Raw genomic sequence first — 240 nt, forward strand, 5'->3', positions numbered from 1 at the left:
GGGTGGCAAACAGTACGGCCAGTCCGAGCCGGACGGCGTGTATGTGGCGGCGGTAGCGGTAGCGTTCGTAGGAATTGAGCCAGCGTTTGACGAAGCGTTCGCGTTGTGAGGCGTTCATGATTGGGGCTATCTTGTTGAGATTTTTGGGTTTATCGGGCGGTATTGTAACGGGAATCGATAGGGAGATACAGGTTTCTGAATAAAGGATTTTCGGCAGGGCTGAAACGGATTGGTTTGGGG

At 53.3% G+C, this 240-nt stretch carries 1 pseudogene; it reads right to left on the reverse strand.

Annotated elements, in window-relative coordinates:
- Positions 1–118, reverse strand: a pseudogene (locus tag ACTHS3_RS18515) (FUSC family protein); the annotation flags it as partial.
- Positions 119–240 lie beyond the last annotated feature (122 nt).

The organism is Neisseria sp. P0009.S007 (assembly GCF_051962515.1).